Source organism: Halalkalibacterium halodurans (genome assembly GCF_004376175.1).
GTDB classification, from domain to species: Bacteria; Bacillota; Bacilli; order Bacillales; family Bacillaceae_D; genus Halalkalibacterium; species Halalkalibacterium halodurans.
Genome location: NZ_SNUY01000002.1, coordinates 43,051 through 56,784 on the forward strand (window position 1 = coordinate 43,051; position 13,734 = coordinate 56,784).

Below are 13,734 nucleotides of genomic sequence, written 5' to 3' on the forward strand. Positions count from 1 at the left end.
CTTTCCTAAAGCCGCCTAGTCAATTTTTAAAAAAATAATGGCAATAGGTTTCTTTGTCATGCACATTTTTGAAAATACAATGAAAATAATGAGTGTGCAGGCCATTCCAATCCAATTTCCAGTAATTTTGGTTCATTTCACCCGGAAAATTGTTATTTATTCCGAGACTCTATTTATTGATGCCAGGGAAGGGATTCCGTTCCCTTCCTTAATCGAAGCATTAATTATGATGATTTTCTTTGAACTGTTGCGAGAAGCAGGAGTCAGGCTCCCTCGGCCCGTTGGTGCAGCTGTTAGTATCGTCGGCGCTCTCGTGCTAGGAGAAGCAGCGATTCAAGCAGGAATTGCTTCCCCGATTATGGTCATTGTCGTTGCCTTAACAGGAATTGCTTCCTTTGCGTTACCACAGTATACGTTTGCTATCGCGCTTAGGCTTTTGCAATTTCCACTCATGGTCTTGGCGGCACTTCTAGGTGGATTTGGCCTAATGATCGGCTTAATCTTAATTTGGCTTCATCTAGTCAGTCTGCACTCGTTAGGCCAGCCTTATTTAAGTCCTGTTGGGCCGTTTAAATTCAGAGAACTTCGAGATGTGTTTATCAGGGCGCCATTTAAAACGTTGATCAAATCACCACGAAAACGTCCATATGAAGTAAGGGGTGATTAAGACGTATGCTCTTAATATGGAGAAGAATTCCTATGAAAAAATACCTTTCCCGTCTTCTTGTCTTGTGTTTGCTGTTCTCCCTTATGAGTTGCGATGGCCTAGAGCTCACCGAACGAGCTTTTGTAATTGGGCTCGCACTCGATGAGACAGAGGCAGGGAATATTATGTTAACCACTCAACTATACCGCCCTTCACCCGAAGGGGCAGTCGGACAGATGGGAGGCGGGAAGGCAGGACAAAATTATCTCAACATTCAAACATCAGCAGAATCGGTTACAAAGGCTCTTCGTAACATTCCAATGCACATTGGTCGCAAAGCACAGTGGAGCCATATTAGTTCGATCTTAGTGGCCGAGAGATTGGCAGAAGAAAGAGGAGTTGCTGAACTTCTAGAGTTTTTTTATCGTGATCATGAACCACGAATTATTTCGTCGATTGCTGTAACAGAAGGGAAAGCTAGCGATTTTTTGAACATTGCCCCATTGATGGAGATGACCCCAGGGCACCAACTGTTAGTGAATGAAGAGGGGGCTCACACGTTTGCCAATAAAAGCATTGAAACGAGGTTGCTCAAAATTGCCCTGCAATTACGAAGTGAGGTAGGGAATGCGGTCATTCCGTTAATCCATAAAGAGGATGTCCATCCCCAGCCTTCCGCGACAGTATCGGGTGTGGGCTTATTGAAGGACGGAAAGCTAGTGGACAAGCTGTCCCCTGATTTAGTGGAGTACTTACAAATAATTCGAACGGACTATCAAAACGGAATGATCCAATTTCCTTGTCCGGGAAAGAAAGAAGAACCTCAACAGGTGGAAGTGATTGAAGTCGTCTCAATGGATTCTGCGGTACGCCCAATTATTGAAGGGGATTCCTTGCGCGTATCGATCCCTGTTCGGATGGAGGTGGTCATTCAAGAGTTGGCTTGTTCAGAAACGCTGGAGCCTGAGCAGGAACAAGAGTTTGTTGAATACATAAGCCAATTTTTCGAACAACAAATTTTAACCACCGTCGCTACTTTACAGGAAAAGAAATTCGATGCTATCAACATAGGAAACAAAATTTACGGCAAGGATCCGCAAAAGTGGAAGGAATGGAAGGCTGATTGGGATGAACGCTTTGCTAAAGCTGAATTTTCGGTGGATGTCCAATTGCGAGTCATAAATACAGGCACAATGATTGGAAAGCCTACTTTCACCGAATGACGCTCCTTTTTTATCATTAATTTATACGGTCGAGCGGAGGAACTCAAAATGGTCATTAAGCTCATTGTGATGATAGTCGTTTACGCTGTCATATTAGGTTATGACATACCAAAACTAAAAGAAAAGGAAGGGAAAACAATCGGAGTATACACTGGTCTCATGTTTGTTGCCCTTTATCAGAGTCTTATTTTTGTGTTTGATTTAGACTGGCCTTTTTTGCATACGGCTGTCGATGCCTTATTTCGAGAGCCTGCTCGTCACATTGTTGAATTCTTAGAGGCCCCCCCTTCTTAACGCGCGGCCAAAGTGAGGTGAAAGGGAGTGAAAAGTCAGCAGCGTATTCATGCGCATCAGATGTCTAGCTTGTTTTTCCTTTTATTAATAGGAGCTGCGATCATTAATATACCAGGTCCTCTAATCGGTTATGCGGGAAATGGAGCGTGGTTGTCGATTCTCTTATCAGCGGTTACAGGCTTCATTTTTGTGGCATGTTTACTTTATTTGTATCGAAAATTTCCCCACCTTTCGTTTGTCGAGTACAGCAACAAATTAGTAGGGAAGCCACTTACAATTTTGTTCATGTTACCGTTCATTACGTTGAATTTATATCATCTCAGCGGGAATGCCCTTGATATCAGCTTGTTTATGACTGCAACGATGATGCGGGAAACCCCCTTATATGTTTTTGTGCTTTTAACCTTGTCTATCGTTGCTTTAACTGCACGATTAGGAATTACAGTATTTGCCCGAACTAGTACAGTTCTAAATCTAACTGTTTTCGGGGTTGTATTACTCGTTCTCGCACTAGCAAGTGAGCAATATCAATGGGAGCATTTTTTTCCGGTCATGCCGGACGGTATTAAACCGGTCCTACTAGGGGCATCTTTTTCTTATTCATTTCCCTATGCCGACATCGTTCTCTTTTCGATGCTCTTGCCGTTTGTTGATAAAAGAGAGTATGGCAAGCTTAAAAAGGGAATGTACCTTTCTCTCCTCCTAGGTACCTTTTTATTGGGAGGTATTACATTAAGTACAATCCTCGTGTTCGGCCCAATTGCAGGAGAACGAATATATTCTTTATTCGAAATAGCACGTACCATTCATTTGTACGAAATTATTACAGGTGTTGAAATTTTGATTGGATATTCCCTTATCGCAGGGGCCTTTCTATTGGATGTGATTATACTTTACATTCTTAGCTTAGTCATTGGCCAATTATTTGGAATCAAAGATGAGCAAATAATTGTGTTTCCTTTAGCTCTTATAGGTTTTCTATTCTCAATGGTTATTATTTCTGAAGGCGTAGCGAAATGGAATGAATTTGTTCTAGTTACTGATATTCTTCTTGTTACGATTGTCAATCTCCCTCTGTTCATTTTGACAGCTGTAGCAGCTTGGCGAAGACAAATCGAGTGAAAGCGAGATGTACAGATGAAAGGTCAACAACAGATAACGCCAATCCAATTGTCAATGCTGTTTTTTATCTTTTTAACCGGTTCAGCGGTTATTGTCATTCCGGCCCACTCATTGGCAACGCTGGCAACGGGGCGTGGCTTTCGTTGCTGCTCTCATTTATCGGAGCCATTGCTCTCCTAGCTACCGTGCTTTCCTTGCATAAAATGCATCCTCGTTTAACGTTTATTGAATACAGTCGTTCGTTAGTCGGGAAATGGCTAACCGTTTTGATCGGCATTCCGTTTGCGTTCACACAATTAAACAGCACCGCTGGGATCGTCCTTGATATTGGGTTGTTTATGACTTCCTCCATGCTTCGGGAGACGCCACTTTACTTGTTTAATCTGATCATCTTTATTGCCGTTGCTTTTACTGCGCGAGGGGGAATCGAGCTATTTGCGCGGATGTTTCCCATGCTTATTATCACAAGTATTTTGTTTATAACGGTTATTCTCCTGCTTGCTGCAGGTCACTACGACATTGAATTCTTACTTCCCGTTATGCCTGATGGTATAAAACCAATCCTCCATGGGACCTATTTTTCTTTTTTGGGCTTCCCATATTCCGAACTCGTCATTTTTTCTATGTTGCTCCCGTTTGTGTCTAACCAAGATTATGTCTCTGTAAAAAAAGGAATGGTGAGTGCGCTTACGTTCAATTGGATTTATTTGGTGGCCGTGACGATTTGTGCATTACTCGTTTTTGGCCCGATTGCAGGGGATAGACCGTATTCCACTTATGAGGTGGCTCGGGTAACGAGGTTTGACATCTTAATTGGCTATTCGCTTATTACAACTTCCTATATGAAGGCGGTGATTACGTTCTATATTTTGTATATGACGATCGTTCATTTGCTGAAAGTCAAAGATCCAAACGTTCTTATCTTTCCACTTGCATTCATTTGCTTTCTTTTTTCTCTCATTCAACTATCGTTGGGGCATGCCCGCTGGGGTGAACATGTAACAGTAGCTGAGCCATTGTTAAAGCTTTGTTCTTACATTATTCCTTTAATTTTCATCGCGATCATTGCTTATTTCAAAAAGAATAAGAAACGAGCAGCAACCTAATGAAATAAGATGTAGGTGACATACCGGAAGCAATATGACAAGGAGGTGTTACGAGTGAATAAGCAACAAATTAGCGCCTTTCAATTTAATGCTGTGTTTTTTTCATTTATTACTGGTTCCACGATCTTAAATGCGCCTGCCCCAATGATTGGTTTTGCTCAAAACGGGGCTTGGCTTTCTGTCGTCATTTCCCTTGCAGGCGGCTTGCTTCTTCTATGGGGGATGCTCTTTTTATATGACAGATTTCCCGATTTAAATTTGATTGAATACAGCCGTAAACTTGTCGGTTCTTGGTTCACTTGGATTTTGGCGATCCCATTTATTACGATGCAGCTTCATAGTACCGCTGGTATTGTCGTGGATGTAGGGTTGTTTATGACGACCACGATGATGCGGGAAACGCCGCTCTATGTATTTGTTTTACTTATTTTTCTCGTTTCCTCGTTAACGGCAAGAGCTGGGATTGAAGCGTTCGCTAGGCTATTTCCGATTCTGATGGCAACGGTTCTTCTGTTTAGCATTTTTGTTATGATTTTAGCGAGCGTTGATTACGATCCTAGCTTTCTCCTCCCTATATTGCCTGATGGGATCAAACCGGTTCTTCTAGGTACTTATTTCTTTTTTGGAATTCCAGTCACCGAAATCATTTTATTTTCAATGCTGCTTCCATATGTTCGTAAGGATGAGCGAACGAAGGTGAAAAAGGGAATGGTTTATGCCCTTATTATTAATCATATCTTGATGATATTGGTGACCGTAAGTACATTGCTCGTCTTTGGGCCGATTGCTGGGGATCGACCATTTTCCATGTATGAAGTGGCACGAACTATCGCCCTTTATGAAGTATTTGAAGGCTCGGAAATTTTGATCGGTTATTCTCTCATTATCGCTTCGTTTATGAAAGATGTTGTCTCACTTTATATGATGAATGTGACCCTTGTCGCCATGTTTAAGTTAAAAGACAAGCAAATCTTTATTTTCCCGCTTGCACTCGTTTCCTTCTTGTTTGCGATGGTGTTCATTTCTCTAGGAGTGAGGACATGGGCCACGTTCGTCACCGTAAGAGAACCGCTCTGGAAAGGAGTGGCTTACGTAGTTCCGCTGATTGTCCTAGTGATTGTCGCTCTAGTAAAAGGAAAAAGGTCTGTTCACCAAGCGGAGAAGATGAATACATTTTCATAAAATGGTGTACCTTGTCCTACAATCAAGTTCCTCCACATAAGCTTTTCAAAGAAATACTAGATAAAATATTAGATTTCATCAAATCACAAAGCAAGCAAGATGATATAATGGAAGAAATAAAGAGGATGGAGGGGACTCGGATGAGTTGGAGACAGCGTTATGAAAAATGGAAAGGCTTTAATGAGCTTGAATTAGAGCTAAAACAATCGTTGGAAGCCATTGGTGGGGACGAACAGCAGCTTGAAGACTGCTTTTATAAAAACTTAGAGTTCGGGACAGGTGGAATGCGCGGAGAAATTGGACCAGGTCCGAACCGAATGAATACATATACAATTCGTAAAGCTTCTGAAGGCTTTGCCCGTTACTTGCTTGAGCAAGGGGAACATGTAAAAGCGCAGGGGGTCGTCATTGCCTATGATTCCCGGCATAAATCACCTGAGTTCGCACGTGAAGCGGCATTGACGATCGGGAAGCACGGAATTAAAGCATACTTATTTGAAGAATTACGTCCAACACCTGAACTATCGTTTGCTGTTAGAAAGCTAGGAGCAGCAGGTGGTATTGTGATCACAGCAAGTCATAATCCACCCGAGTATAACGGCTTTAAAGTATATGGTTCAGATGGATGTCAGCTTCCACCTGAGCCGGCTAATCGACTCGTCAAATTTGTTAACGAAATAGAAGACGAGCTTGTGATTCCTGTTGGGGATGAACGCGAGCTAAAGGAAAATGGAACGCTGGAAATGATCGGTGAAGAGGTGGACGTAGCTTATCACGAGGCTCTAAAGACGATTATTGTCAATCCAGAGCTGCTTGAAGCGTCAGCTAAAGATGTTCGTATTGTGTTCACTCCACTACACGGAACGGCTAATCTCCCAGTTCGGCGTGTGCTGGAAGCAGTCGGCTTTGAAAATGTAACGGTTGTTAAAGAGCAGGAGCTACCTGATCCACAGTTTTCAACGGTTAAAGCGCCAAATCCAGAGGAGCATGCAGCGTTTGCCTTGGCGATTGAGTACGGCAAAAAGACAGAAGCAGATGTGTTGATCGCAACCGATCCTGATGCGGATCGCGTCGGTGTAGCTGTAAAAAATCAAGCCGGTGAATACATTGTTCTGACGGGGAACCAAACAGGGGGATTGATGCTTCATTACCTTCTTTCACAAAAGAAGGAAAAAGGGCAACTCCCAGTTAACGGCATCGCGTTAAAGACGATTGTGACATCTGAGTTTGGCCGCGCCATTGCGGAGGATTTCGGTATCCCTATGGTAGATACATTAACTGGTTTCAAATTTATTGGTGAAAAGATAAAGGAATACGAGCAATCTGGCGAGCATCAATTTTTATTCGGTTATGAAGAAAGCTATGGCTACTTAATTGGGGACTTTGTACGTGATAAAGATGCAGTACAAGCGTGCTTATTAGCGGCCGAAATGACAGCTTACTACAAGTCGCGTGGGATGACCCTTTATGATGGTTTATTAGAGCTGTTTGATCGTTATGGGTATTACCGTGAAGGATTGACATCTATCACATTGAAAGGAAAAGTCGGCGTTGAAAAAATTCAACACGTGTTAAGCCAATTCCGTCAATCGCCCCCGAAACAAGTGAATGACCAACAAGTGGTCGTGATTGAAGACTATCAAACAAAAGAAAAAGTGTCGGTCAAAGAACGAACTGTAGAAGCAATCACGTTACCAACATCAAACGTTTTAAAATATATGCTTGAAGATGGCTCGTGGTTTTGTCTCCGTCCATCAGGAACAGAGCCAAAGCTTAAAATTTATTACGGTGTAAAAACGGAAGCTTTAGAGAAAAGCGAAGCCGCATTAGATGCGGTAAAGCGCGACGTAGAAGAGATCGTGCACTCGTATGTGTAAAAAAAGTTGAGCTGATGCTCAGCTTTTTTTACGTGATTTTAACGACAAATCTGCAAATATATGATAGGATACAATTAATAAATTAAATTAATTAAGTAATTCGTTGAGGAATGGGGGATGGACATGGAAGTTGCTTACAAAGAGGATCTGCTCACATCTTTTGCGGAAGCGTTTTCTTTTGATCGTTTGACTGATGTACGGGTGTTTTTTGCCCCAGGACGTGTCAATTTAATCGGAGAGCATACCGATTATAACGGGGGATACGTGTTCCCAGGTGCATTAACGAATGGGACGTATATGGTGATCAAGCTGCGAGACGACGGGGAATACCATCTAAGAAGCGCCAACTTTGATACATCCGTTGTCTTTAGAAACTCTGACTTACGATTTGATCCAAAGGATGACTGGGGCAATTATCCGAAGGGCATTATTGCCGAGTTGGCAAAGCTTGGAGTGGATCTTCCAGGGGCTACTATTTATTTTTATGGAAATATCCCGAACGGAGCAGGTTTATCATCGTCGGCATCAATCGGAATGGTCACGGCCTATGGACTTACACAATGCTCCGGTGTAGACATTGATCGAGTAACACTCGCTAAGCTATGTCAACGGATGGAAAATGATTTTATCGGAGTAAGTACAGGCTTAATGGACCAATTTGCTGTTGGAATGGGAAAGAAAGATCACGCGTTGTTTTTGAATACGAGCACGTTAGAATATGACCAAGTCCCCCTCATTCTGAAAGGGTATAAACTTGTCATTACGAACTCTAATAAACGAAGAGGGCTAGCAGACTCAAAGTATAACGAACGTCGGCGAGAATGTGAAATGGGCTTAGAGCAGCTGAGAAAGAAACAACCGAATCTAAGCCATTTGGGTGAAGTGACAGAGGAAATGTTCGCTGAATTAGGTCCTGTCATTGAGGATGAACTGATCTATCGCCGCGTTCGCCATGTTGTAACAGAGGATGCGCGGGTACTAGCCGCTGTTTCTGCACTTAAAGCAGGAGAGTTGCAAACGTTTGGCGAGTTGATGAAAGCCTCACATCTGTCGCTTCGTGAGGATTATGATGTAACGGGAGTTGAGCTTGACACGTTATTCGACCTTCAAGCAAGTGCACCTGGGTGTATCGGAACGAGAATGACAGGGGCTGGATTTGGCGGCTGTACGGTAAGCATTGTTCATGAGGAAGAGATTACTGCTTTTCAGACTGTCGTTTCTAAAGGGTATGAGAAAAAAATTGGCTACAAGCCAACCTTTTATGTGACCGAGTTAGGTGACGGTGTGAACGAATGGAAAGGAGGCGCTTAACAATGGCAATTCTTGTGACGGGTGGGGCTGGTTATATCGGGAGTCATACGGTGTTGTTTCTTTTAGAGCAAGGTGAGCAAGTCATTGTTCTAGACAACTTACAGAAAGGGCACGCTGGGGCATTGTCCGATGTGACATTCTATCATGGGGATATCCGAGATGATCAGCTGCTCGATACGATTTTTACGACTCATTCGATCGATACGGTCATCCATTTCGCTGCCAATTCCCTTGTAGGAGAGAGTGTAAAACGACCGATTGAATATTATGAAAACAATGTGATCGGCACCCATACGCTATTGAAGAAAATGCTTGAGCATGATGTAAAGAAAATCGTGTTTTCGTCGACCGCTGCCACATATGGCGAGCCAGTGCAAATTCCGATTCAGGAATCGGATCCGACCATTCCGACAAACCCTTATGGAGAGACGAAGCTCGCGATCGAAAAAATGTTCCATTGGTGTCAAGAAGCTTATGGACTCCAGTATGTTTGCCTCCGCTATTTTAATGCTGCTGGGGCAGATCCGAACGGACGTATTGGCGAAGATCATAGTCCTGAAAGTCACCTAATACCAATTGTTTTACAAGTGGCGTTAGGTCAACGGGAGAGGGTCGCGATTTTCGGTGACGACTATCAAACGGAAGATGGTAGCTGCATTCGAGATTACATTCACGTTATGGATTTAGCCAACGCCCATTATTTAGCATGTGAGCATTTGCGTAAAGATGGACAGTCAGGAAGCTTTAATTTAGGGAACGGGAAAGGCTTTTCCGTCAAGGAAGTGATTGAAGTGTGCCGTCAAGTGACGGGACATCCGATTCCTGCAGAGATAGCACCAAGGAGAAGTGGAGATCCTGCTTCGCTTATCGCTTCCTCAGAAAAAGCACAAACCATTCTTGGCTGGGAACCTAAGTATCCTTCCCTTGAAACGATGGTTGAACATGCGTGGAATTGGCACAAGGAACATCCACATGGGTATTCAACAGAAAACAAAGATAAGCAATGACACGTAAAGATTCATGTCTCTTGATCAAATCTACTAGGAAGAAGGTGGAAGAGTCATGTCACAATCATCAATTGCTATCCAGATTGAAGCGCTACTAACCTATGCCCTGCAGCATGGGCTCATTACAAAATGGGATATAGATGCTAGTCGAAACCGAGTTCTTGACGTATTAGATTTAGATGAACTAGAGCCGGTCGAACAAGTGGACGTAGAGTGCGAGATGCCTTACCCAATACTAGAAAACATTCTCGACTGGGCTGCTGAAAATGGGCGACTGGAAGCAAATACAGTAACGTACCGAGATCTACTTGACACGAAACTAATGGGCGCACTACTCGGCCAGCCATCAGAGACGATTCGGACCTTTTATGAGAGGTACGAACAACAAGGGCCAGAGGAAGCGACGAAAGCCTTTTACGACTTTTCTAAACAAGTTCATTACATTCGGACCGATCGGATTGCCAAGAACGAACATTGGTTTAGTGAAACACCGTATGGCCAGCTAGAAATCACCATCAATCTTTCCAAGCCTGAAAAAGATCCGAAAGCGATTGCGCAAGCGAAGCACCTGCAGGCAAGTTCGTATCCAAAGTGCTTGTTATGTAAAGAAAATGTCGGGTATCGCGGAAGAGTCAATCATCCTGCCAGACAAAATTTGCGCGTCATACCTGTCGAGTTGAATCAAGAGCAGTGGTACATGCAATTTTCGCCCTACGTCTATTACAATGAGCATGCGATTGTGTTCTCTGGTGAGCACGTACCGATGAAAATATCGACGGAAACGTTTGCTCGTCTATTGGAATTTACAGAAAAATTCCCCCATTATTTTATTGGCTCGAATGCCGATTTACCGATTGTAGGCGGCTCGATTTTAAGTCACGATCATTTTCAAGGGGGGAATCATGCGTTTCCGATGGCGAAAGCTAGTATGGAAAAAACGTTTAGCATCAGTCGATTCCCTTCGGTTATAGCCGGGATTGTGAAGTGGCCGATGTCTGTCGTTCGCTTACAAGGAATGGACCGAGAGGAGCTCGTCAAAGCGGCGGACCATGTTTATCATGCTTGGCAAGCATACGGTGATGAGGCGGCGGACATCTATCCGTTTACAGGAGATACACCGCATAATACCATTACTCCCATTGCTAGACGACGGGGAGAATTGTTTGAACTGGATCTCGTTTTACGAAACAATCGAACGAGTAAAGAGCACCCGGATGGCATTTTCCACCCGCACCAAGAAGTTCATCACATTAAAAAAGAAAACATTGGCTTAATTGAAGTGATGGGGCTTGCCGTCCTACCTGGCCGGTTAAAGGAAGAGCTCGAGCTTCTGGCAGAGGCGTTGCTCTCAAGTGATCCAAGGCAGGTGATCGCTCGGTATGAGCAAATTCAAAAGCATGAAGCTTGGGCGCTGGCGATTAAAGAGCGTCATGCTCATTTACATGATAGCAATGTAATGGACATTTTGCGAGATGAAATTGGCAAGGTGTTTGCGACGATTTTGGCCCACGCCGGTGTGTTTAAGCGGACGGGGGAAGGAGCAGCCGCTTTTGACCGTTTCATTTCTACTCTTAATCAATAAGAAAAAAGGAAGTGAGCTTCTCTGGCTACACTTCCTTTTTACGTTCGCGTATCATGAGACGCTGCTGCTCCTCGATAGCATCTAACCGCTGGAGAATAATGTCCATTTTGTCATTAAGATCTTCTAATTCAGGGTTCCACTCTTGGCGCATTTCCAATTCCTTTGCTTTATGTCGAAACACAATAAAGACGATCACAGCCGGAAGGGCAATGGCTGCTAACGGAATCAGCAGCTCAAATGACATAGCTTCCTCAGCTCCTTCTTCTCAATTTAACAGCTGTACCTGTGGCTACACACATAAGCATTCCATCTCGAAGGGTTTCAAAGTCTAGCATCACGCCAACGACGGCATCCGCACCTAATTGAGCCGCTCGGTCTTCCATTTCTCGCACGGCAATTTGCCGACCTTCTGCTAGTTTATCTTCATAAGCTGCGCTTCGTCCGCCGATCACATCGGAGATTCCTGCAAGAAAGTCGCGAACGACATTTGCTCCCATAATCGCTTCTCCATTTACAATGCCGACATAGTCTGTAATTTCATGTCCTTCAACAGAGTGAGTAGTAGTAGAAATCATGTCATTGGTTCCTCCTCAAGGTTTAAGAAATTTGTTTCGCTATTTATACGAAGGAATCCTCTTTTTCGTTTCAAATTGTTCCAATATGAGAGAGTTTCACTACTTTAGAGGGGAGGATGAAATGTTTAGTAGTCATGATCAAATGGAGTTAAGGATAAGTGTACGAGGGTTCTACTAGTACCTCGTCTAAGGGAATCGCCGAGTTTTCTTTTGTTCATCATCATTAGGGAAGATGATTCATAAAATGAACAAAGCGGAGCTAAGGAGGGGACGAGATGTCAACAGACGCTTGGAAAGAGCTTCAACATGCGATAGAAGAAATTACGGAGATTGCCGAAGGGTTTGGCTTAGACTTTTATCCGATGCGCTATGAAATTTGTCCTGCTGATATTATTTACACGTTTGGTGCCTATGGGATGCCCACTAGGTATACCCATTGGAGCTTTGGAAAGCAGTTTTATAAAATGAAGCTTCAATATGATCTGGGTTTAAGTAAAATTTATGAACTCGTCATTAATTCAGATCCGTGCTATGCCTTCTTGCTTGATAGCAATAGTCTCATTCAAAATAAGCTCATTGTGGCCCACGTTCTGGCCCATTGTGATTTCTTTAAAAACAACGTTCGTTTTTCGAATACGAGAAGGGATATGGTGGAAAGCATGAGCGCGACAGCCGAACGTATTGCCCATTATGAACACGTTCATGGCAAAGCAGAGGTAGAGCGGTTTCTTGATGCGGTCCTTGCGATTCAGGAGCATATTGACCCAAGTCTCGTGCGGCCAAAGCTATCCTGGTCGATGGAGGATGAACCGGAAGAAGAGATAAAACCGAAGCGCTCAGAATTTGACGACTTATGGAATCTTGATGCAACGAAAGAGCCAGGGCGCCGGGAGTCAAAGAAAAAAGCGTTTCCACCGAAGCCGGAAAAGGACATTCTTTTATTTATTGAAGAATATAGTCGGGAATTAGAGCCGTGGCAACGGGATGTGTTAACGATGATGAGGGAGGAAATGCTTTATTTCTGGCCACAGCTTGAGACGAAGGTTATGAATGAAGGATGGGCATCTTATTGGCACGCTCGAATCATTCGTGAGATGGATTTAACAAGCGCCGAAGCGGTGGAATTTGCCAAGCTGAATGCCAATGTTGTTCAACCGTCTCGAACGACAATCAATCCCTATTATTTGGGTTTGAAAATTTTTGAGGATATTGAGCAGTGCTATAATGAGCCGTCAGAAGAGATGAAGAGGCAAGGAGTAAAGCCGGGGAGCGGACGGGAAAAGATTTTTGAAGTTCGCGAAATTGAATCGGATCTTTCCTTTATCCGTAATTACTTAACGAAAGATCTCGTCATGCGTGAAGATATGTACTTATTTCAAAAACAGGGAGCCGATTACAAGATTGTTGATAAAGACTGGGAGGAAGTCCGTGATCAACTCGTTTCATCCAGAATCAATGGCGGGTTTCCGTACTTAGTCGTAACCGATGGTGACTTTTTAAAAAACGGTGAGCTTTACATTCAACATCGCTATGAGAGCACGGAACTCGATGTCGGCTATCTTGAAAAGGTGCTTCCTTATTTGCATCAGCTTTGGGGACGATCGGTTCATGTAGAAACGGTCATTAATGACAAAGCGGTCACGTTTACGTATGATGGCAACAAAGTGCACCGAAAGTATTTATAAAAGTGGGGGCTGTCTTTAGGCAGCCTTTTTCTTAGTGTATTCTTTTCAAAAAACGTAAAGAATTGTTGATAATGAAAAGAAATTTAACGTTTTTCCTCTATGAGATTATCGTCTTCGCCTTTAT

At 43.3% G+C, this 13,734-nt stretch carries 12 protein-coding genes and 1 pseudogene; 11 read left to right on the plus strand and 2 right to left on the minus strand.

The features are described from left to right. Positions 1 to 175: 175 nt before the first annotated feature. From E2L07_RS00965 to galT, 10 genes and pseudogenes are all read left to right on the plus strand, one after another. Positions 176 to 667 (plus strand): annotated as a pseudogene (locus E2L07_RS00965) (spore germination protein); the annotation flags it as partial. Between the two features lie 32 nt (positions 668 to 699). Further along, entirely contained in the window at positions 700 to 1,869 is a 1,170-nt protein-coding gene (locus tag E2L07_RS00970) for a Ger(x)C family spore germination protein (protein WP_053431672.1), read from the plus strand. A gap of 48 nt (positions 1,870 to 1,917) precedes the next feature. Continuing rightward, on the plus strand, positions 1,918 to 2,163 hold the full coding sequence (locus E2L07_RS00975; protein ID WP_010897272.1) for a hypothetical protein: 246 nt from the start codon (positions 1,918 to 1,920) through the stop codon (positions 2,161 to 2,163). Positions 2,164 to 2,190: 27 nt separating this feature from the next. Then, positions 2,191 to 3,285 carry a GerAB/ArcD/ProY family transporter gene (locus tag E2L07_RS00980; protein WP_053431671.1) on the plus strand — a complete coding sequence of 365 codons (1,095 nt, stop codon included), beginning with the start codon at positions 2,191 to 2,193 and terminating at the stop codon, positions 3,283 to 3,285. Next, positions 3,264 to 4,391: a GerAB/ArcD/ProY family transporter gene (locus E2L07_RS00985; protein ID WP_243854877.1), complete on the plus strand. Its 1,128-nt coding sequence runs from the start codon at positions 3,264 to 3,266 to the stop codon at positions 4,389 to 4,391. The genes E2L07_RS00980 and E2L07_RS00985 overlap by 22 nt, the downstream gene beginning before the upstream one ends. A gap of 54 nt (positions 4,392 to 4,445) precedes the next feature. Then, a complete protein-coding gene (locus tag E2L07_RS00990; protein ID WP_053431669.1) occupies positions 4,446 to 5,573 on the plus strand; it encodes a GerAB/ArcD/ProY family transporter in 1,128 nt (375 codons plus the stop codon). Between the two features lie 140 nt (positions 5,574 to 5,713). Next, positions 5,714 to 7,450, plus strand: coding sequence for a phospho-sugar mutase (locus E2L07_RS00995; protein WP_053431668.1), 1,737 nt, complete (start codon positions 5,714 to 5,716; stop codon positions 7,448 to 7,450). Between the two features lie 123 nt (positions 7,451 to 7,573). Next, positions 7,574 to 8,761 carry a galactokinase gene (locus tag E2L07_RS01000; protein WP_175414309.1) on the plus strand — a complete coding sequence of 396 codons (1,188 nt, stop codon included), beginning with the start codon at positions 7,574 to 7,576 and terminating at the stop codon, positions 8,759 to 8,761. Between the two features lie 2 nt (positions 8,762 to 8,763). Further along, positions 8,764 to 9,768: a UDP-glucose 4-epimerase GalE gene (gene galE / locus E2L07_RS01005; RefSeq protein ID WP_053431667.1), complete on the plus strand. Its 1,005-nt coding sequence runs from the start codon at positions 8,764 to 8,766 to the stop codon at positions 9,766 to 9,768. A gap of 55 nt (positions 9,769 to 9,823) precedes the next feature. Continuing rightward, entirely contained in the window at positions 9,824 to 11,350 is a 1,527-nt protein-coding gene (galT, locus tag E2L07_RS01010) for a UDP-glucose--hexose-1-phosphate uridylyltransferase (RefSeq protein ID WP_053431666.1), read from the plus strand. Positions 11,351 to 11,375: 25 nt separating this feature from the next. On the opposite strand, the gene E2L07_RS01015 is transcribed toward galT, so the two are convergent. Together E2L07_RS01015 and E2L07_RS01020 are read right to left on the minus strand one after the other, a co-directional pair. Further along, positions 11,376 to 11,594: a hypothetical protein gene (locus E2L07_RS01015; RefSeq protein WP_010897280.1), complete on the minus strand. Its 219-nt coding sequence runs from the start codon at positions 11,592 to 11,594 to the stop codon at positions 11,376 to 11,378. 7 nt (positions 11,595 to 11,601) lie between these two features. After that, positions 11,602 to 11,925 carry a YbjQ family protein gene (locus tag E2L07_RS01020; protein ID WP_010897281.1) on the minus strand — a complete coding sequence of 108 codons (324 nt, stop codon included), beginning with the start codon at positions 11,923 to 11,925 and terminating at the stop codon, positions 11,602 to 11,604. Positions 11,926 to 12,200: 275 nt separating this feature from the next. Here E2L07_RS01020 and E2L07_RS01025 point away from each other — a divergent pair, with 275 nt between their 5' ends. After that, positions 12,201 to 13,610: a SpoVR family protein gene (locus tag E2L07_RS01025; protein ID WP_053431665.1), complete on the plus strand. Its 1,410-nt coding sequence runs from the start codon at positions 12,201 to 12,203 to the stop codon at positions 13,608 to 13,610. Positions 13,611 to 13,734 lie beyond the last annotated feature (124 nt).

Excerpts from the sequence above, each read along its gene's own strand:
- E2L07_RS01000 (WP_175414309.1), top strand. The coding sequence starts at position 7,574 with ATGGAAGTTGCTTACAAAGAGGATCTGCTCACATCTTTTGCGGAAGCG.
- galT (WP_053431666.1), top strand. The coding sequence starts at position 9,824 with ATGTCACAATCATCAATTGCTATCCAGATTGAAGCGCTACTAACCTAT.
- E2L07_RS00975 (WP_010897272.1), top strand. The coding sequence starts at position 1,918 with ATGGTCATTAAGCTCATTGTGATGATAGTCGTTTACGCTGTCATATTA.
- E2L07_RS01015 (WP_010897280.1), bottom strand. The coding sequence starts at position 11,594 with ATGTCATTTGAGCTGCTGATTCCGTTAGCAGCCATTGCCCTTCCGGCT.
- E2L07_RS01025 (WP_053431665.1), top strand. The coding sequence starts at position 12,201 with ATGTCAACAGACGCTTGGAAAGAGCTTCAACATGCGATAGAAGAAATT.
- E2L07_RS01020 (WP_010897281.1), bottom strand. The coding sequence starts at position 11,925 with ATGATTTCTACTACTACTCACTCTGTTGAAGGACATGAAATTACAGAC.
- E2L07_RS00970 (WP_053431672.1), top strand. The coding sequence starts at position 700 with ATGAAAAAATACCTTTCCCGTCTTCTTGTCTTGTGTTTGCTGTTCTCC.
- E2L07_RS00995 (WP_053431668.1), top strand. The coding sequence starts at position 5,714 with ATGAGTTGGAGACAGCGTTATGAAAAATGGAAAGGCTTTAATGAGCTT.
- galE (WP_053431667.1), top strand. The coding sequence starts at position 8,764 with ATGGCAATTCTTGTGACGGGTGGGGCTGGTTATATCGGGAGTCATACG.